The sequence below is a fragment of the Kineosporia rhizophila genome (assembly GCF_021277265.1).
In the GTDB taxonomy this organism is placed as follows: Bacteria; Actinomycetota; Actinomycetes; order Actinomycetales; family Kineosporiaceae; genus Kineosporia; species Kineosporia rhizophila.
This window is the reverse complement of sequence record NZ_JAJSOH010000001.1, coordinates 82,770-101,703: the sequence shown is the minus strand read 5'-3', so window position 1 is coordinate 101,703 and position 18,934 is coordinate 82,770. Positions and strand designations below refer to the sequence as shown.

The 18,934-nt window shown below is 69.8% G+C and carries 14 protein-coding genes; 3 read left to right on the top strand and 11 right to left on the bottom strand.

Features of this window, described 5'->3' with window-relative positions; genetic code table 11:
* Nucleotides 1–100 precede the first annotated feature (100 nt).
* The gene (locus tag LWF15_RS00435) at nucleotides 101–1,357 is read left to right on the top strand and encodes a serine/threonine-protein kinase (RefSeq protein ID WP_232808286.1); all 1,257 of its coding nucleotides are present in this window, start codon (nucleotides 101–103) and stop codon (nucleotides 1,355–1,357) included.
* Nucleotides 1,358–1,365: 8 nt separating this feature from the next.
* On the opposite strand, the gene LWF15_RS00430 is transcribed toward LWF15_RS00435, so the two are convergent.
* Complete coding sequence (locus tag LWF15_RS00430; RefSeq protein ID WP_232808285.1) at nucleotides 1,366–2,019, bottom strand: FMN-dependent NADH-azoreductase; 654 nt, start codon at nucleotides 2,017–2,019, stop codon at nucleotides 1,366–1,368.
* 258 nt (nucleotides 2,020–2,277) lie between these two features.
* Between LWF15_RS00430 and LWF15_RS00425 the strand changes: the two genes are divergently transcribed.
* Both LWF15_RS00425 and LWF15_RS00420 read left to right on the top strand, forming a co-directional pair.
* Nucleotides 2,278–6,936, top strand: coding sequence for a hypothetical protein (locus LWF15_RS00425; protein ID WP_232808284.1), 4,659 nt, complete (start codon nucleotides 2,278–2,280; stop codon nucleotides 6,934–6,936).
* A gap of 223 nt (nucleotides 6,937–7,159) precedes the next feature.
* On the top strand, nucleotides 7,160–8,080 hold the full coding sequence (locus LWF15_RS00420) for a glycoside hydrolase family 16 protein (RefSeq protein WP_232808283.1): 921 nt from the start codon (nucleotides 7,160–7,162) through the stop codon (nucleotides 8,078–8,080).
* Between the two features lie 62 nt (nucleotides 8,081–8,142).
* On the opposite strand, the gene LWF15_RS00415 is transcribed toward LWF15_RS00420, so the two are convergent.
* The 10 genes from LWF15_RS00415 to LWF15_RS00370 form a co-directional block, all read right to left on the bottom strand.
* Entirely contained in the window at nucleotides 8,143–8,556 is a 414-nt protein-coding gene (locus LWF15_RS00415; protein ID WP_232808282.1) for a PPOX class F420-dependent oxidoreductase, read from the bottom strand.
* 41 nt (nucleotides 8,557–8,597) lie between these two features.
* Nucleotides 8,598–8,852 carry a hypothetical protein gene (locus LWF15_RS00410; RefSeq protein ID WP_232808281.1) on the bottom strand — a complete coding sequence of 85 codons (255 nt, stop codon included), beginning with the start codon at nucleotides 8,850–8,852 and terminating at the stop codon, nucleotides 8,598–8,600.
* A 14-nt stretch (nucleotides 8,853–8,866) separates the two neighbouring features.
* Entirely contained in the window at nucleotides 8,867–10,573 is a 1,707-nt protein-coding gene (locus LWF15_RS00405; protein ID WP_352396431.1) for a sodium:solute symporter family protein, read from the bottom strand.
* An 89-nt stretch (nucleotides 10,574–10,662) separates the two neighbouring features.
* Nucleotides 10,663–11,433, bottom strand: coding sequence for a putative protein N(5)-glutamine methyltransferase (locus LWF15_RS00400; protein ID WP_232808279.1), 771 nt, complete (start codon nucleotides 11,431–11,433; stop codon nucleotides 10,663–10,665).
* Nucleotides 11,430–11,978, bottom strand: a complete 549-nt coding sequence (locus LWF15_RS00395) for a GNAT family N-acetyltransferase (protein ID WP_232808278.1) — start codon at nucleotides 11,976–11,978, stop codon at nucleotides 11,430–11,432. Before LWF15_RS00395 ends, LWF15_RS00400 begins: the two co-directional genes overlap by 4 nt.
* Before the next feature lie 53 nt (nucleotides 11,979–12,031).
* Nucleotides 12,032–13,162, bottom strand: a complete 1,131-nt coding sequence (locus tag LWF15_RS00390) for an SLC13 family permease (protein ID WP_232808277.1) — start codon at nucleotides 13,160–13,162, stop codon at nucleotides 12,032–12,034.
* Nucleotides 13,163–13,228: 66 nt separating this feature from the next.
* On the bottom strand, nucleotides 13,229–14,251 hold the full coding sequence (locus tag LWF15_RS00385) for a CapA family protein (protein ID WP_232808276.1): 1,023 nt from the start codon (nucleotides 14,249–14,251) through the stop codon (nucleotides 13,229–13,231).
* Nucleotides 14,252–14,512: 261 nt separating this feature from the next.
* Nucleotides 14,513–16,030: a sialidase family protein gene (locus LWF15_RS00380; protein ID WP_232808275.1), complete on the bottom strand. Its 1,518-nt coding sequence runs from the start codon at nucleotides 16,028–16,030 to the stop codon at nucleotides 14,513–14,515.
* 412 nt (nucleotides 16,031–16,442) lie between these two features.
* Nucleotides 16,443–17,996 (bottom strand): glycosyltransferase family 2 protein, encoded by a 1,554-nt coding sequence (locus LWF15_RS00375; RefSeq protein ID WP_232808274.1) that lies wholly within the window; start codon nucleotides 17,994–17,996, stop codon nucleotides 16,443–16,445.
* The gene (locus LWF15_RS00370; protein ID WP_232808273.1) at nucleotides 17,993–18,748 is read right to left on the bottom strand and encodes a hypothetical protein; all 756 of its coding nucleotides are present in this window, start codon (nucleotides 18,746–18,748) and stop codon (nucleotides 17,993–17,995) included. Before LWF15_RS00370 ends, LWF15_RS00375 begins: the two co-directional genes overlap by 4 nt.
* Nucleotides 18,749–18,934 lie beyond the last annotated feature (186 nt).

Here is an 18,934-nt window from a genome sequence, read left to right as displayed (position 1 = left end):
CTCGCACGCTCCTGGAGACCGACAGGTGCAGTCCCGAAGTGCCACTCCCGGTGATCACGGGCAGAGTGACGAGCGCGGACGGACACGCAGAGGAGGCAGCGTGCGGGACGAGACCCACAACCCGGGTCCCCACTTGCTCGCCAACCGGTACGCGTTGGGGGACGTGATCGGCAAAGGTGGGATGGGCCTGGTGTACCAGGCCTGGGACTCGGTGCTTCAACGCGACGTGGCGGTGAAGGTGCTGCATCAGGTGGCCCTGGAGGACGAGGTCAACCGGGCGAGGTTCGCCTCCGAGGCGGACACGCTCGCCGGGCTGGACCATCCTGGCCTGATCGCTCTTTACGACGCCGCGACCGACGGTGACTCGCCCTATATAGCCATGGAGCTGGTGCGGGGCGAGACGCTGAGCCGGCGCTGCCGTCCGGAGCCGTTGTCACCGCACGAGGTCAGCCGGGTCGGGGCCCGGCTCGGCGAGACCCTGGACTACGTGCACTCCCAGCGGATCATCCACCGCGACGTCAAGCCCAGCAACGTGCTCATGGCCGAGGACGGCACGATCAAGCTCGGCGACTTCGGTGTGGCCCGGGCCCTGGACAGCGCCGAGCGCCTGACCGGGACCGGCCTGACCATGGGCACGGCCGGCTACCTCTCTCCGGAGCAGGTACGCGGCGAGGAGATCCGGGAGTCCAGCGACATCTACTCGCTCGGCCTGGTGCTGATCGAGGCGCTCAGCGGCAAGCCCGCGTTCCAGGGCGAGCCGGGTGCGGTCGCGGTGGCCCGGCTGCTCAACCCGCCCCGGATCGACGTGGACATCCCGGCCGGTCTGGCCGGGCTGCTCACCGCGATGACGGACAGCGACCCGCAGCAGCGCCCGGAGGCCGGTGAGGTCGCGGACCACCTGCGCACCTTCCACGAACTGGAGGGGCAGGGAACGGCGGCCAACGTCACCGAGGTGGTCAACCTGCCCGCGCCGCTGTTGTCCGGGCCGGAGTCGCCGGACGTGGGGGTGCCCGCGCAGCCGCGCCGGTCCCGCGGGGGCAGTCCTGCCCAGGCCAGTCCGGAGCTGGAGGCGCTGGCAGCCGACTTCGGGGTGTCCACCCTCCTCCAGCCGTCCCCCTCGGAACCGGCGCATTCCCCGGTGGGGCGACATGCGTCTTCAAACCGCCGTTCGCGCACCATCCCGCGGACCGACCCCAACGGCCTGCCCCGGCGGGCGATCGGCAACGGCTCCGGGGAGCTGCCGCATCGGCGGGAGCTTCGGGAACGCCGCCGCCGGCCGCGCCGGGCGATGCTCGGCCTGACCGTGCTCACGGTCGCCGTGCTCGCCTCGACGCTGCTGGTCGCGATGCTGCTGTAGCGCTCCTGCTACTTGTGCTTGCCCAGCGTGTGGGCCAGGTCGACCATCGCCTTCGCGGCCTTCTCCAGTTCGTCGGCGGCCTGGCCGGCGAACTGGTTCAGCGCGGGCAGCCGGGTGGCCAGGGTGAGCTCGGCCGTGACCACGGTGACGTCCATGCCCATTGAGGTGCCCAGACACTGCACGATGCCGGGCACCTCGTGGTCGGCGTGCTCGCCGGGGGTGCCCGGGCCGTAGGAGGCTCCCCGGCTGGACACCACGACCACCGGCTTGCCCGCCAGCGGCTGGCTCGGCTGGTCGTCGACGGTGGAGGTCAGCCCTCCGACGTGGACGTAGTCCAGCCACGCCTTGAGCGTGGAGGGCATGGCCCAGTTGTACATCGGGGCGCCGAGCAGGACGACGTCGGCGTTCAGCAGCTCGTCGATCAGGACCTTCTGCAGCCGCTCGGCCCCCGGCGGCACGACCTCCTCGCTGGTGCGCAGCCGCGGCGCCCAGTGCAGCGCGCTGGTGGGCAGGTGCGGCAGCGGGTCGAGGTGCAGGTCGCGCTGCACCACCAGGTGGTCGGTGCTGATCTCGGTCCAGGTGGTGGCGAACCGGGCGGTGAGAGCGCGGCTGACGGAATTGCGCAGGTCGGCGGAGGAGTCGAGATGCAGCAGGGTCGGCACGGGGGTCCTTACTGTCGGTCGGGGGGACTGCCGCTGACTCTGCCACGCGCGGGACAGACCTGCCGACGACCCGCGGACCACCGGCGCCCGCCGGTTGAGCTGCGGCTTCTGGAGGACGCGCGGGCGAGATCGCCTGGTTCGTGGTGGAACCGGCCCGTTACGCTAGGCTAGCGACATTTCCAATGGTGCATGTGAAGATGGGGCCCCAGTCATCCATGTGAGCTTGGTGCGCTCTGTCGAGCAGGCCGGGAGGGCCCGATGAACCTGGTCGGCTACGCGGTGGGCCTGCTGATCGTGGTCGCGCTCGTGATCCAGGCCATTCAGGCGCTGAGTGACGCGCTGGGTGGGCTGTTCGGCGCGATCGGCCAGGCGCTGCTCCTGGTCGTGCAGGTCGGCCTCACGTTCTTCGTCATCCTCACGGTGCTGCTGATCTGGCGCTGGATGCTCCCCTTCTTCCGGGGCAGCATGCGGGGCCTGCGCACCAGCCCGGCCTCGCGGGTGGCCTTCGGCCGCGACGAGAAGCTCGTGCGCCGCGCCGACGAGGGCTCGCTGTCCGGTCTGCTGCCGGTGCGGGTCACGCTGCAGCCGGAGGCGGGCGAGGCCGAGGAGGCCGAGAAAGAAGCCACGCCGCGTCTGCGCCGGGGCCCGGGCAATTCCTGGCGGCACAAGGGCGACTGGGCTCCGGCCCGGCCTGTCCCGGCCGGGGACACCGACGCAGAACGACCGGTCGACGTGGTGCCCGGCGAGATCGTGGCCCGCGAGTCCACCGGGGCCTCGCGGGTGCCGCAGCCGAACTCTCACCACGAGACCGAGGTGCCTGGCGGAACGCGCGCGGGATGGGCTGCTGGCGCAGCTGCCCTGGGGGCCAAGCTCTGGCCCCGGCGCTCTGCTGAGGATGAGGTCGAACAGCGCCCGCAGATCGAGAAGGCGAAGCCTGAGGCCGGCGAGTCCGACGGTTCCGGCGGTTCCGGTTCCGGTGAAGTGGCAGTTCGGGAGTCCGGCGCCTCGGCGCTGACTGGCCCTCCGGCCGACGCCCGGTCTCGACGCACCGGCTCCAGCCCACTCAGGCCGAGCGGTCCTTCGGAAGAGCAGGGTTCTCCGGAGGCGGGCCCGGCCCTGGCGTCGGGTGCCTCCGTGGTATCCCGTGAAGGCGCCGCTACTACTGACAAACGTGGCCCGGCGTCCGATGAGCAGGACGAGCGTCCTCTGCCTCGGCGTCGTGCCGGGGAGTCCGGTGCGGCCCAGGCTTCCGAGCCGTTGCGTAGTCGGGCCTCGCGACTGCTGGGGCGTTCCGGCAAGCCGAAGGCCGAGGAGCCGGGGGCGGGCTCGGGTGGTGCCGACGCGACCGGAGCAGACCGCGAGGTCAGCCCGACCCGTTCTTCTGGCCCCTCTGAATCAGGTAGTCCGCTCGGTACGGCCGGTGCAGTCGGTGCAGCCAGCGCGGCGGGGGCGGCCAGTCCGGCCGGTGTCTCCCGGGCGGATGATGCGTCCAGCTCAGACGGCACGCGCGGTTCTACAGGTGCGTTCCGCCTTGCTGGACCGGCGGGCTCGTCTGATGCCGTGGACTCGTCCGGTGCCGTTGGCTCGTCCGGTGCGGCGGGCTCATCCGGTCCGGCGGGCTCGTCTGGTGCGGCCAACTCGTCCAGTGCGGTGGGCTCGTCTGGTGCGGCGGACTCGTCCGTTCCGGCCGACTCCTCCCGTCCGGTTGGCCTGCCCGGTTCAACTGGTGCATCCCGCCTCGCCGGAGCTGACGCTTCATCACGCCCCGACGACGCGCCTGGACCTGGGAGCCCATCTGGTTCGGCGAGCTCATCTGGTCCGGTCGAGCAGTCGGGTCAAGCCGGTTCGTCCCGGCTGAGTGCCTCGCCGAGCCCGGCCGGGAGTACGCCGCACTCAACTGGTGCGTCGCGCCTGGACGGCCCGGTGGCACCGCCAAGTTCGGCTGCCCCGCCCTCGGAGGCATCGAGCGCGGCGGCCCGCGAGCAGGGTTCGTTGGTAGATGCCGGCGGCGGTACTGCCTCAGAAAGCAGCCAGGTGCGTCCTGCCGCTTCTGATGTCGACCCCTCCATGCTCCCCACCCCCGCGCGCCCCAAGCATGCTGCCCCCACGGCGTCCTCTGTTGTTCCGGTTTCTCCCGCCACCGCAGGGGACACGAGCGCAGACGACGAACTGGACCGGGAAGATGAGCGGGCCGCCGAGAAGTCCGGTGGTTCTCACCCTGGCCCGGCCCCGGCCCCCGTCAGTGCTCTGCGTCGTAGGTCGGGCGATTCCGCGCCGCGCCGGCCGCAGGAGCCCTACGACCCGTCGAAGAATCCGTACCAGGACGGCGCTGAAGAGGCATCGAACGACCTTCCGGTTCCTCGGCTTTCGCAGCTCCTGTCGCAGTCTCGGCGCCGGGTGAAGGATCGCGCGCGCAAGGTGGGGCGTTTCCTGCCTGGCGGTGACAGCGGTGAAGAGCAGGTCAGGTCGGAAAAGGCCGACGCCGAAACGGAATCCAGGGTGGATGAGGCGGGTCCGGCGGCGTCCGTGAGCCCGGAGCCCGCGGATGAGCCAGACACCGAACGCGGCCACACCGGCGCCACAGTGCTCGGGGCGGCTGCGGCTGGTCTCGCCGCGGGGGCAGTGGCGGGGTCAGCGGCCAGCTCTCGAGACGAGGAGCCGGACGAGGCGAAGCCGCGCACGGCGGCGGAGGACGCTCGCGCGGTACGCGAGCGGCGTCCGAGCCTGCGCGAGGTGATGCTGACCCGCTCGCACGACCGGGCCTCGGAGGCCTCGGCGAACGAAGAGCCCGAGGAGCCGAAGCCGGTAGCGGCCGCTCCGGAAACACCGGCTGCGGTGAAACCCGAAGCAGCAGATGCGGCGGGGACGGACGCACAGCAGCCTGAGGCCGAGGGGACGGGATCCGCCAGACTGGAGTCGGCTTCGCAGGCCGGGGTGGCGTCGCAGCACAAGGCGCAGCCGGAACCTCCGCCCGAGCCGCAGGCACGCTGGCAGCGAGGGCTTACCGGCGAGCAACCGGTGGTCACGGACAAGGCCCGTGGGCGGGCGCCGGAGTGGGGCACCCCGGACAGTGCGGCAGACAAGGCTGCGACAGAACAGACGACGGTTGAACCTCCCCCCGCCGCTCCTGCACAGGGCGGGTCCGGGTGGGGCGAGAAGCCGTTCACCTTCTTCGGCCTTCACGACGAAGTCGGCCCGGACGACGAGGGCGCAGTGGTTCAGCCGTCCGTAGAGACCGACGAGGGTCGGGCGGCCTCGCCGGTGGGGGAGCAGCAGGAGGGGCCGGACGAATCCACCGAGACGGCGGCCGAGATTGCAGCTGCAGCGGACATGGCCGAGTCGGCGGCCGGCCAGTCCACGGGTTCGCATCCCTTGCCCAAGGACTCGCAGGCCAGGGACTCGCAGGCCAGGGACTCGCACGTCACGGGCACGCGGGCTGAGGACGTGCGGGCCGAGGGCGTGCGGGCTGAGGGCGTGCGGGTCGAGGGCGTGCGGGCTGAGGGCGTGCGGGTCGAGGGCGTGCGGGCCAAGGACACACGGGCCGAGGACGCACTGGCAAAGGAAACATGGACCGAGGATCTGCGGGCCGAGGATGCTCGGAGCCGGGAACCGCAGTCCGAAGAGACCCTGGTTCAGCACCAGCGGGCGCAGGAACCTCAGGCCGAGGACCCGCGGGCCGAGAACGTGCTGGCAGAAGAAGGTCCCTCCCAGAGGGCGCCGGCGAACAGCCTGCAGACCGGGGCCGAACCGGCCCGGAACCACCAGACTCAGAACGAGCAGGCTCAGGACGAGCAGGCCGGAACCCTGAGGCCGGGAGCGTCGCAGGTCGATCGCCCGCAGGCCCCGAGTCGGCAGGTCGAGGGCTCGCAGGCCCCGAGTCCGCAGACCGAGAGTCCGCAGACCGAGAGCCCGCAGGCCGAGGGTCCGAAGGCTGGCAGCTGGCAGGTTGGCAGTGCGCAGGCCGGGAACCCACCGCCCAAGGACCGGCAGCCCAAGGGCACCGGGGCAGACGCAGGGACAGACGGCGACCGAGCAGGCAGGGCGGAAGGCGAGGCTGAGAGCGGGGACGGCCGTGCAGAAGAGGCCGCCAAGACCGCGCCGAGGCCCGAGGCGCCGATCACGCCGCGGTCGATCCCCGGTCAGCGTGAGCGGGTGCTGCTGAGCGGGGCGCCAGACCTGCCGGAGCTGACCGCGCGCAAGTCCCCGCCCCGCCGTGCGCAGCCACACCAACTGAGCACCTACACCTACCGCAACGAACTGCCGCACCTCGACCTGGAGACCCGGCTGGCCGACGAGGCCGTCTGCCAGGCAGCGCTCGACCTGGCCGCCTCCCCCGAGGACGAGGGCGCACGTCAGCTGCTGCTGGAGTCCCTGGTCGGGGACGGCGCTGCCCATACCGAGTCGCGCACGTTGCTCCAGGTGACCGCACTGCGAGGGTCGGGCGGGGCGGTGGCCGAGTTCCTCGACGGGCTGGTGCTCATGCGCGACCTCAACGCCCGGGCCTTCCCGTCGGCGCCGGCCCCGGTGCCCGGGGTGATCGCCACGTCCTCGCGGGCTTCACGGACGAGCCGCATCGACAACGTCTACGCCGTCACCCCCGACCGGGCCGCCCGCGACCTGCTGTCCGGCGTTCCCGGATTCACCCGGGCGCTGGCCAACTGGGCGATGATCGCTGACGACGAGGACCGGCCCGACCTGGAGGCGGCCTTCCAGCGGGCGGTGGCGAACATGCCGATGGAGCTGCTCGACGCGATCCGTCACGCGATCAAGCTGGCGCCGCCGCTGCCCGGGGTGCCTCTGCGGGTGGACCGGCTCACCGGCGTCGTCACCACCCTGCCCGAGGAACAGGCCACCGAGGTGCCGGGTGAGGGCTTCCCGGCCGAGTGGCGCCGCTCGGAGCGCCGCTTCTACCAGTAGCCCGCCCCGCCCCGGCGAAGTTCAAGATCCGTGCTGTTCTCAGCCCGGCCTCTGAGCTGTCCGAGCGTGGTCTGAAGCCCGGGGCGGCCTCGATCGCCTGTTCGAGTGCACCGCGGGCGTCATCTACGCCGGGCGGGCGACCATCTACTTGGATGTCTACTCCTGCTGACGAACTGTGTACCTGGGTCTACTGCACAGTCCACATAGACAGCCAGGAGGGCAAGTGTTCGGCGCCGGACGCGTTCGTAGGATCGGTGGGGCGGCTCTCGCCCTGGTCTCCACCGCACTGGTGTCGGTGCTCGTCTCCCAGCCGGCCATGGCCGCCACGAGCGTCACCCGCACCATGGCCTGGAACAACACCGCGCCCAGCCTGATCCGCCCGAACACCGACTACACCACCCTGCAGACCGCCACCCGGGTGCCCGGCACCGTCGACGGCAAGGCGCTCAGGCTGACCCTCCCGGCCGATCCCGAGGCCGGCCCGATGGGCGGGGTGGGCTTCGAGACCACCAAGGCCTACAAGTACGGCACCTTCGGCAGCCGGATGAAGACCGCCGACTGCACCGGCCAGAAGAACGCGCCCGGCGTGATCACCGCGGCCTTCACCTACTCCCGCGACCACGCCGACACCAACGGCAACGGCGTGACCGACAACAACGAGATCGACTTCGAGATCCTCTGCTCGCAGCCGGACGTGGTCTGGATGACGATCTGGACCGACTACAGCGAGACCTCGAACAACCTGCGCTCGATCTCCCGGGTGGTGAACGTGCGCACCGGCGAGGTGCTCTACAACTGCTACATCACCGCCTACGGCAAGGGCTGCGAGAAGCCGCTGCCCGGTGAGAACCTGCCGGCCCGCACCACCCCGATCCCCGGGTTCGACGCCTCGAAACAGTTCCGCACCTACAAGTTCGACTGGAGCGCCGACCGGGTCGTCTTCTACACCTTCGACAACCAGAACCGGAAGGTCGTGCTCTGGGACTACCGCGGCCCGTCCGACCGCATCCCGCAGAGCCCCTCGCTGTTCATGCAGAACGTCTGGCACAGCGCGAACTGGGCGCCGTTCGGCTCCACTGCCAAGCCGACCCGCCCGACGGTGGCCAACACCGCCCTGATCGACAGCACCTTCCTGCCGCAGTAGACCCCCGCAACGGAAAAGACCGGCGACCCGAAGGTCGCCGGTCTTTTCCGTTGCCCGAGAGGTCAGTTGACGACCTGGCCGCCGACCACGGCGATGTACTGCTCGGGCCGGAAGGTGAGAATCACCCGCACGTCCGCGTCCGGGATCGGGTAGACGCTGCCGTAGCGCACCTGCAGCGACCGGTAGAACGAGGCTTCCGCGTCGTCGTCCTCGACCGACTCCAGCCGGGCCCGCACCTCCAGGAACCGGTACGGGTTCTCCGGGTCGAGCACCGAGAACGACACCCGCGGCTCGTGCTGGAGGTTGGCGAACTTCTGCCGGTTCTTGGTGTGCGTGAGCTTCAGCGTCTCACCGTCCCAGGCGAACCACATCACGCTGCTCTGCGGCGACCCGTCCGGGCGGATCGTGGCCAGATGGGCGAAGTTGGCGCGTTCGAGCAGGTCCTGGTGGCTTTCCGGAAGGGCGCGCGTGGCCATTGCTCTACTCCAGCGGTCGTTGCGGGATGAACGGAGTCACGTTACTGCTGGTCGTCGTCCACCGGGACCCGCAGCGGGCGCAGGAACACCCAGGCCAGCATGATCACGGCGAAGACCAGCAGGCCGATCCCGACCCGCAGGTTCCAGTTCGCCCCGTCGGTGCGCGCGATGTCGGCGTCGTCGGTGAACCACAGCCCCATCACCAGCAGGATCACTCCGTAGAACCCGATCAGGCCGCCGATGATGTTGCGGATGTCGAAAGCACCCGCCGTGGTGGTCTTCGTTGCTTCAGCCATCGTGGCAACCCCTCTCAGAAGAAGATGATGTTCAGGGCCACGGTGATCGCGGCGGCCACGCCGACGAGCATCGGGGTGGAGCGGTACCAGACGGCCTCGTCACCGGAGCGGTTCTCGCTCAGGTCGGCCTTCGGGGTCAGCGAGTAGACCAGACCCCGTAGCTCCGACTCGGGTTTCGGTGCGGTCACCATGGTCACCAGCACACTCACCACGATGTCGGCGACGAAGGCGACGCCGGCCGCCAGGAAGCTCGCGCCCTGGCCCTGCAGGCTGATCACCTCGGTCTCCGACAGGATGAAGACGAAGACGGCGGAACTGGTTCCGACCACCAGGCCGACCCAGCCGGCGGTGGGGGTCATCCGCTTCCAGAACATCCCGAGGATGAAGGTGGCGAACAGCGGGGCGTTGAAGAACGAGAACAGCTGCTGCAGGTAGTCCATCAGGTTCGAGTAGCCCGAGGCGATCAGCGCGGTGAAGATCGCGGCCACCGTCGCGGCCACCGTGACCCAGCGGCCGACCCGCAGGTAGTAGCCGTCGGGGCGGTCCTTCACCACGTAGGTCTGCCAGATGTCGTAGCTGAAGACCGTGTTGAAAGCGCTGATGTTGGCGGCCATACCGGCCATGAAGGCGGCCAGCAGACCGGTGATCGCCAGGCCCAGGAGACCGTTCGGCAGCAGGTCGCGCATCAGCAGCAGCAGGGCGTCGTTGTAGGTGACGTCGCCGCTGCCGTCGCCCTTGTACTGGATCATCTCCTGCACCGAGACCGCGGCGATCATGCCGGGGATCACCACGATGAACGGGATGAACAGCTTGGGGAAGGCGCCGATCACCGGGGTGCGGCGGGCGGCGGACATGCTCTTGGAGGCCATCGCCCGCTGGACCTCGACGAAGTTCGTGGTCCAGTAACCGAAGGAGAGCACGAAGCCGAGGCCGAAGATGATGCCGACGACCGACAGGAAGTTGTTGGAGAAACCGGACAGTTCGTTGCCGGGCCAGGCCGAGAGCTGCTCGGCGCCACCGGGACTGGCGGCCACCTTCTCCTTCAGGCCCTCCCAGCCGCCGACCTTGTGCAGGCCGGCCAGGGTGAGCGGGAGCAGGGCGGCGACGATCACGAAGAACTGCAGCACCTCGTTGTAGATCGCCGCGGAGAGCCCGCCGAGGGTGGTGTAGACCAGCACGATCGCCGCGGCGACGATCAGCGAGACCCACAACGGCCAGCCCAGAAGCACATTCACGATCGTGCCGAGCAGGTACAGGTTCACGCCGGCGATCAGGACCTGGGCCAGGGCGAAGCTCACGGCGTTGACCAGGTGGGCCGCGGGGCCGAACCGGCGGAGCATGAACTCCGGCACCGAACGGACTTTCGAGCCGTAGTAGAACGGCATCATCACGACGGCCAGGAACAGCATCGCGGGGACGGCGCCGATCCAGAAGTAGTGCATGGTCGGCATGCCGTACTGGGCGCCGTTGGCCGACATGCCCATGATCTCGATCGCGCCCAGGTTCGCGGAGACGAACGCCAGACCGGTCACCCAGGCCGGCAGCGAGCGGCCGGACAGGAAGAAGTCGATGCTGCTCGACACCTGGCGTCGGGCGAGGACGCCGATGCCCAGGACGACGGCGAAGTAGGACGCCAGGATGACGTAGTCGATGGCTGACGCATCGAGGCGGAGGACGTCCGAGTCCACCAGGAACCCCCTTGTGCTGGCCCTGGCTTCCATGGGTTGGAATCCGGTTCGGGCAACCTCAGGTATAAACCTGGTCGTTGCCTGACGCAATTTGTGGACGCCCCGATTGGCGGCACCCCGGATCAGGGGGTAGTGACGCCCGACACTACTGTGGCGTCGAGGTTTTCGTCGATGTGTGTTTCTGGTCTCAGCCCATGACGGGCCATCAGCGATTCGGCGAACGGCACCTGGCGCCGGCTCACCTCGGCCATCACCCGACCGCCGGGCGCCAGCCATTCCCGGGCCCCGGCGACCAGTCGGGTGAACACGGTCAGGCCGTCGGGCCCGCCGTTCACCGCCGTTTCCGGTTCGTGGCGGCGGGACTCTGAAGGGAGGAAGGCGAGCTCCTCGGTGGGAACGTAGGGAACATTGGCGACAACGACGTCCACAGTTCGACGTAGTCGGCCGGGCAGGGGGGAGAAGAGGTCGCCGGTGTAGAGATGCACGTTCGCATCAGCAGGAAGGTTCGACCGGGCCAGATCGACTGCCGCCGGGTCGATGTCGGCCGCATGTAGCTCGACCGGCCCGGGCACCTCGTTCAGGATCGAGGCGCTGATCGCCCCGGCGCCGCAGCACAGCTCGACCACTGTGTCGGGCTGGGCCGAAATGGCCTGCTGGGCCAGGAACTCGGTGCGGTGGCGAGGAACGAAGACGCCTTCCCGGACGCGGATCCGCAGGCCGCGGAACCGGGCCCAGCCGACGACGAGCTCGAGCGGTTCACCCTCGGCCCGCCGCTCGGTCTTGAGCGTCAGATCCTGCTCGTCGGAAGCGCTTTCGATGAGCAGGTCGGCCTCGTCCTCGGGCCAGACGCAACCGGCCCGCCGCAGCCGGTCGAGCACCTCGTACCGGGTCATGCCTGCGGATCGCGCAGACCGACGCAGTCGTTGTCCCAGAACTCGCGGGCGTAGACCAGGGTTCCGGTCATCCAGTCCGCGTAGGCCGGCAGCTTCACCACCTGGAACGCCTCGTCGGGAGTGCGCAGCGAAGGCTTACGGAAACCGAGCGGGCCACCGGCGACGAAGCCCAGCCGGGAGTAGAAGGCCGGATCGCCCTCGAGGAAGAGCAGGGGCACCGAGGTCCGGGAGAGCTCCTCGATCGCGGCCCGCACGAGGGCCGAGCCGATGCCCTGACCGTGGTGCTCCGGCGCGACCGCCAGCGGGCTCAGCACCGCCACGTCGACCAGGCGGCGCGGGGCGTCGAGCAGGCTGCGGGTGCACAGGGTGGAGCCGACGATCACGCCGTCCTCCTCCGCCACCAGCGCCAGGTCGCACTCCGAGGGCGGCATGGCCCTCAGCGCGCTCAGCAGTCGGCCGATGGTGGGGCCCTCCGAGCTGAACGCCCGTACGTTCACCTCGTCGGCGGCGGCCCGGTCGGCCTCGGTCTCGCGTCTGATCCGCACGCAGCGGAGATTAGTCCTCCGGCGCGGACCCGGTCACCCGAATTCCAGCGCGCTCAGGCGGTGACGAGCAGGGCCGCCCAGCCGGCGAGCAGCACCAGAGGCACCCCGCCCAGTCCGACCAGGGCGAACCGCAGGGCACTGATCTGCACCCCGCGAGCCCGGCAGCGTTCCCTCCACAACAGGGTGGCGAGTGAGCCCCAGACCAGGATCAGCGGACCGGCGTTCGTGCCGATCAGAGCGGCCAACAGTTGCGTGGTCGCGCCCTGCGGCACCGCGGACTCCACGGCCAGGTAGGCAGGCAGGTTGTTGACCAAGTTGGCCGCCGCCCCGGCGGTGAACACCGTGGCCAGGGTGGAGTCACCGGCCAGGTTCTCGATCAGCTCCCGGCCGCCGTGCACCGTCACCGCGGTGACCACCAGGAACAAGCCCTCGGTGAGCAGCACGATCCGCCAGGGGAGCAGGTCCAGACCCAGGCTGTGCGGCGAACGGACGGCGAACACCGCCACCGCAGCGGCGGCACAGGGCACGGCCACGATCCACGGTTCGATGCCGATGATCACGCCCGGGGCCAGGGCCAGGCAGGCCGCGGCGCAGATCCGGAAGGTCCAGATGTCCGGCGGGGGCACGGTCTCGGGCGGGTCGAAACCACCCCGCAGGTCACGGTGGTGGATCAGCCCCAGGTAGAGCACGGTGACCAGGACACAGGCCAGTTCCGGCAGGGCCATCCGGGCCAGGAACTCGCCCGGGTGCACGCCGAGCCGGTCCACGGCCAGGAGGTTGGTCAGGTTCGAGACCGGCAGCAGCAGGCTGGAAGTGTTGGCCAGCCAGACCACGAGCAGGGCGAACGGCAGCGGCCGCAGGCCCAGCTTGTCGGTGATGGTCAGGACCACCGGGGTGAGCAGCACGGCCGTGGTGTCCAGGCTCATCCCGATCGTGGTCAGGGTGCCGAGCCCGGCCACGAGCAGGAACAGCCGCACGGTGGAGCCGCGGGCCAGCCGGGCACAGACCCGCGCGGCCGCGTCGAAGACCCCGGCCTTCTCGGCCAGGTCGGCCAGCACCGTGATCGCGACCAGGAAGACCATGACCGGTACGGCACGTTCCACTGCCACGTCGTAGGCCGTGTCGGCCGGTAGCCAGCCGGTGAGGACGACGACCGCACCGCCCAGAGCGAGCACCAGCCACATGGGGGGAAGTCAACCGGGCCGGGCCGAATCCCGCACTTCGGACCTGATCGAGGCGCAGGACAGGCCCTAGGGGATCGCGGCCGGGGTGAGCCCCTTCTTCGCCCCCTTCAGGCTTTCCACGACCGAGGTGGTGCGGCGCAGCGCCTCGAGCAGCCGGGCGCGGTCGGTCGAGCCGTACTTCTTCGTGCGCAGCGCCTTACGCACGTCGAGCACCCGATAGGGCGGCTGCTTGGTCATCAGCAACGGCACGTACTCGGCCTGCTGCACGGTGAACCGGCGGGCACCGGCCGGGCGTTCGAAGGTGAAGCGGGTGAGCAGCCCTTCGGCGTTGGGGTCGCCGGGGGTGGAGTGGTCGGCGATCAGGTTGCCCAGGCCGTAGACCACCCAGGTCTTGCCGATCCGGGTCACCGGCTCGACCACGTGCGCGTGGTGGCTGATGATCAGGTCGAGCTTGCCCGAGCGGGCCAGTTCGGGAGCCAGTGAAGTCTGCTGCGAGGAGGGCGACTGATCGTATTCCGTGCCCCAGTGCATCGCCGCCACCACCACGTCGGCCCCCTGTTTGCGGGCCCGGGTGGCATCGCGCAGGATCCGCTCCGGCGAGATCAGGTTGGACCGCCAGGTCTGCCCGTCGGGCCAGTCCATGCCGTTGAAACCGTAGGTGTACGAGAGGAAGGCGACGCTGACCCCGTTCACGTCGAGCCGGGTGATCCGCCGCGACTCCTTCTCGGTGCGGGCCGAACCGGCGTGCTCGATCCCCGCCTCGTCGAGGCCGTCGAGCGTGCGGTCCACCCCGTCGGCGCCCTTGTCGAACGTGTGGTTGCTGGCCGTGCTGCACACGTCGTATCCGGTGGCGGCCAGGCCGTCGGCGATCTCGGGCGGTCCGGAGAACATCGGGTAGGCCGAGTACGGGCCGCCCTCGGGGGCCAGCGGGGTCTCCAGATGGCACAGCGCGACATCGGCCGCGTCGACGTACGGTTTCACCCCAGCCAGCATCGGACCGAAGTCCATCGACCCCGACCCGGTGCGCCGGGCGTCCTTCGTCGCCTGATCCCACAGCGATTCGTGCAACAGGACGTCCCCGGTCGCCACCAGACTGAAACGCTCGGTCGCGGGGGTGGGTGCGGCTGCCGGGGTGGTTGCCTCTGAACTGCTTGAGGACGCCGGTGCGCCTGTCTCGCTCACATCGTCCACTGGTGTTGTGGTTCCGGACGAACAGGACGCCAATACAGCGCAGAGCCCGGCTGCCATCATGGGCAGGAGCCGGGCTCTGCGGCCGTTCGGCCGGTTACCGGTGTGCAGCACGCACCGAGTATGGCGGTTGCCGCCGGTTCACCGGATTTGTCGTTGAACTCACCGGGTCACTCGGAGGGTGCCGGCCGAGACCGTGGTGCCCTTGATCCGCACGGTGCCCGAGTAGGTGAGCGTGAGCCGGTAGGTGCCAGTGTCCAGCTTGGGCAGCACCACCCAGCGCGATCCCCGGTTGGAGTAGGTCAGGTCGACCGAAGCGCTGCTCTTACGGCCGTTGTCGGCGGTCGCGGTCAGGGTCACCCGGCCCTGGGGCCGAGCCGTGCCCGGAACCTTGATCCGTACCTGGGCCTTGGCGTTCTGCGAGGCGGGCACCGGCCGGGGGTTGCGGTAGAAGCTCATCCGCGAGCCGACCTTGGTGGGGTTGAGCACCTGGGAGATCGGGACGGTCTCGAAGACGATCTCTTCCTTCCAGCCCACCACCCCGGTCTCGTAGAGGATGCCGAGGTTGCTGCCGAGCTGCACCAGGTCCGAGTACGCGGCCGGGGTGCTGTGCAGCTTCATCTGGTAGCGGCTGTCCCAGGTGCGGCCACCGGTGTCGCTCACGAAGATCGACATGTCCCGCCGGAGGTTGCGGTCCCGCTCGGCCGGGGAGGAGTAGAGCAGAACGTCGTCGTAGCGTCCGGTGGGGACCAGCGCGCTGCCCTGCACCGAGACCACCGGCAGCTTGGACCGGGTCAGCCCCTTGCCGGCCAGCGACCGGCCACCGTCCTTGGAGATCCCCCAGACCCGGGCCTGCCCGGCCGGAGTGCCGTGGCGGCCGGCCCGGTAGCTGATGAACACGTCGCCGTTGTCCGTCTCGGCGACCGTGCCCTCGATCCAGTTCTGCTTACGGCTGTGGTCCAGCTGGTGGTAGCCGACCTGCCAGGACTTGCCGTGGTCGTCGCTGTAGATGCCGTAGGCGCCGTAGACGCCCTCCTTGGTGCGGTAGACCACCGGGACGACCAGGCGGCCCTTGTTGGTGCGGGTCAGCTGGATGCCGTGACCCGGGCCGGGCATGCCGCCCCGGATGTCGTCGTTCGGCCGGATCTGGTTGGCCAGCAGCGGGGAGAACGACTTGCCGTCGTCGGTGCTGGTCTGCAGGTACAGGCCCTTGCCCCGGCCGCCGGAGTTCGGGCGCTCGGTGATGTTGGAGAACAGCAGGATCTTGCCGGTCTCCCGGTCGACCATGGCCGAGGGGCTGGCCACCCGGTTGGCGGCGTCGCTGGCGATCACCCGGGGCTCGCTCCAGGAGCAGCCACCGTCGGTGGAGCGGGCCAGGGCGATGTCGTAGTCGCCCATGTCGCTGGCGTCGCTGTTGTCCCGGGCCTCGGCGAAGGCCAGCAGCGTGCCCGCGTTGGTGCGCACCACCGAGGGGATGCGGTACCAGAGGGTCTTGGCCGGCTGGCTGCGGAACGGGGTGCTCACGCAGCGGGTGGCCTTCTGGACGCCGGTGACCTGCGGAGCGTGCGCGGACGAAGCTCCGGCGGAGGCGGAGACGGCGGTGCCGAGGGCGAGCCCGGACACGGCGGTGCAGCAGGCGATCAGGCCGCCGGCGAACCGGCGGAAGCTCGGACGGGTCATTCGGCGGTGTTCATCACGTCGAGGGCCACACGAACCCGATCGACACTGCTCGGTAGGTCTTGAGGGTACGGCTGGGTGAAGCGACTCACTCGATTCCATGAATCCCCCGAGGATCCGGAAAACGGTCGGACCTGAGGATATGATGATCATGGTTTCAGGGGTAAGTGAGAAATATTGACTGCAGATGTCTTTCGGGTGCACCGAGGCCTGCTCCAGGTACCCGGGGGCACCGCGGTTGCCGGACCCGGGCCTTGGCAAACGGCAGCGGCGGCCGGTGCCGAGACGGCAGGGTCACGCCCCCTGACGTCTCCGGCACCGGCCGCCGCCGACTGCCCGGTCCTGCAACCTGCGCGGGCGGGATGTCCCGTCCCACCCGTGGGTGGTCAGGACCGGGGTCCGCTCGGCCGGGGGCTCAGACCGTGAAACCCCGCTGCCGGCGGAACACCTTGCGGGCCATGAACAGCGTCTGCACCACGGTGAAGATGTAGAGCACCGGCCAGCCCAGCGACAGGATCGCCGCCTGCACCCCGATCGACTGCTGGCTCCAGGCCAGGATCAGCAGGCCGAACACCGCCGCGAAGACCACCAGCGGGAAGATGTAGGCCGCGCCGCGACCCTTCTCGGCCGCCGCCTGGGCCGCCCAGTTGTCCTTCTCCACCCGGGCGAAGAACTGGGTCCAGGCCGAGAGGAAGTGGCCGATCCGGATCCACATGTAGATCTCCGACGGCAGCAGGAACGCGTAGGCGATGTCCGAGGCCGACTTGTCGTGCATGGCCAGGGCCAGGCGCAGGTTCAGCACCAGGGCGATCACCGGCGGGATCAGCCAGACCGGGTTGAACACGAAGGCGTCGATCGACAGCGCCGCGGCCAGCAGCAGCAGGAAGCTCATCCGGCTGAAGATGTTCGAGAGCATCGAGACGTTCTCGAACCAGCGCAGCCGCAGGTTCGGGTGCAGCGGCTGGCCCTTGGTGTCACCGCGCTGGCCCGGCCACATCAGGTCGATGGCGCCGTAGTTCCACTTCACCTGCTGGCCGTGCAGCGCCCGCAGGTCGGTCATCGCGCCGACGTAGGCCCGGGCCCGGGCGCTGATCTTGGTGCTGAAGCCGGCGTCGCGGATCTGCAGGCTGAGCTTGGAGTCCTCGACCTCGGAGTCGCGCACCCAGGGGGTGTGCTGGTGGTCGCGGATCATCACGGTCTGCAGGGCGTGCATCGAGAAGATGCTGAACTGGCCGCCGAGCACCGCCATGTTCCGGCCGCGCAGCAGGTTGTCCATGTTGAAGCCGGCGAACTGGGCGCGCTGGCCGGCCACCAGGAACTTGGCCATGCCGCCCTCGATCTTGGCCTTGTCGATCGAGTAGATGGCCGAGATGCCGCCGATCCGCGGGTCGTCGACGATCTCCTTCTCCAGCCACTCCACCGCGCGACGGTCGGCCGTGGTGTCGCCGTCGACGCCCAGCAGGTAGTCGTAGCCGCGGGCCAGACGGAAGCCGAAGTTCAGCGCGCCGACCTTCTTGTCCGGGTTCACGCCCATGTCGTGCACGTGGATGCTGGTCTCGTAGGTGGTGCCCTTGACCGTGCGGCGGTGCTTGCCCACGTAGCGGGTGGCGATCTCCACGGTGTCGTCGTCGGTGTTGTTCACCACCACGTGGATCACGTCCGGCAGCCGGGTCTGGGCCAGCAGCGACTCCAGCACGTCGGCGATGCTGTCCTGCTCGTTGTAGGCCGGGATCACGCAGGCGATCCGGGCGTGCCGGATCACCTCGAGGTCGCCGACCCGCCCGCCGGTGACCGGCCCGGGCTGGGCCGGCAGGTTCAGGGCGCGGGCGGCGGCCTGCTGACCGGCGTCGATCATCCGCTGGTGGAAGGGCCGGTGGTCGACGGCCTGCGGGGTGCGGCCGGCGGGCACGTCGGTGACCACGTGGACCTCGCCGGGCTCACGGGCGATGAGGATCTCGTTGCTGCTCACTGGGCTGCTCCTTCACTGACGACCTCGCTGCTTGAACGGGTGGAACCGGCGTTCAGCGCGACGGTGTCGAGCACGGTCTGACGGTAGAAGGCGCCCGAGCCGGGCGCGGTCTCGACCAGGAGGTCGAAGCGGATGTCGAGGGTGGTGCCGGTCTCCGCGGTGCCCGCGGGCAGGGCCAGCGCGGAGGTGTAGGAGAACGGCGGGGTGAGCACGAACTCGCCCTGGTCGTCGGCGAGCGGCGTCTCGGTTCCGTCACTGCTCAGGGTGGCGGCGAAGCGGGTCACCTTGACCGCGTGCTCGCGGTCGGCGCCTTCCAGTTCGGCCGACAGGTACACATCCGTGCTGGTCCCGTCGGTCCAGTAGATGATGACCAGGGCGTGGTCACCGACCGGCTTGCTGTGCTTCAGCGAGCCCTCGGCCAGTTCGCCGTCGGCGAAGGGGTCGGTGCTCGCGGTGGCCGCCGGAGTGCTCGAGGCGCTCGGGGTGGCCGTGGGCGACGGCTTCGTCACCGAGGCGACGCTCTTGACGTCGGTCTTCGCCATCGAGACGGACGGGCTCATCGAGGCCCACTCCATCGAGCAGCCGCTCAGGAGCAGCGGGAGGGACAGGGCCGAGGCCACCAGGGCGGTGTGCTTCAGGCGGCGCTTCGGGGCGAGGCCGGGGACACGGCGGTTGCCTTCGGAGGAGCCGTTACGGCGAGGCGTCTGGGACGGACGCCGGCCATGGGACAGGATGGTGCGCGGTCTGGACATGGAACCCCATTGCGTGACGATGGGTGTCGGCCGAGCGGCTTCTCGTCGTCGAGGAGGCCGTTTCGGTCGCTCTGTGTGACACCAAGTTCGCCACAGACCGCGGGTGTTACGGAAGGTAATCGCGATCCTTCCCTGCGTTTGGCTCACCGACTGTCACTGATCGAGCATCTTGCTCACGCTGCGTCG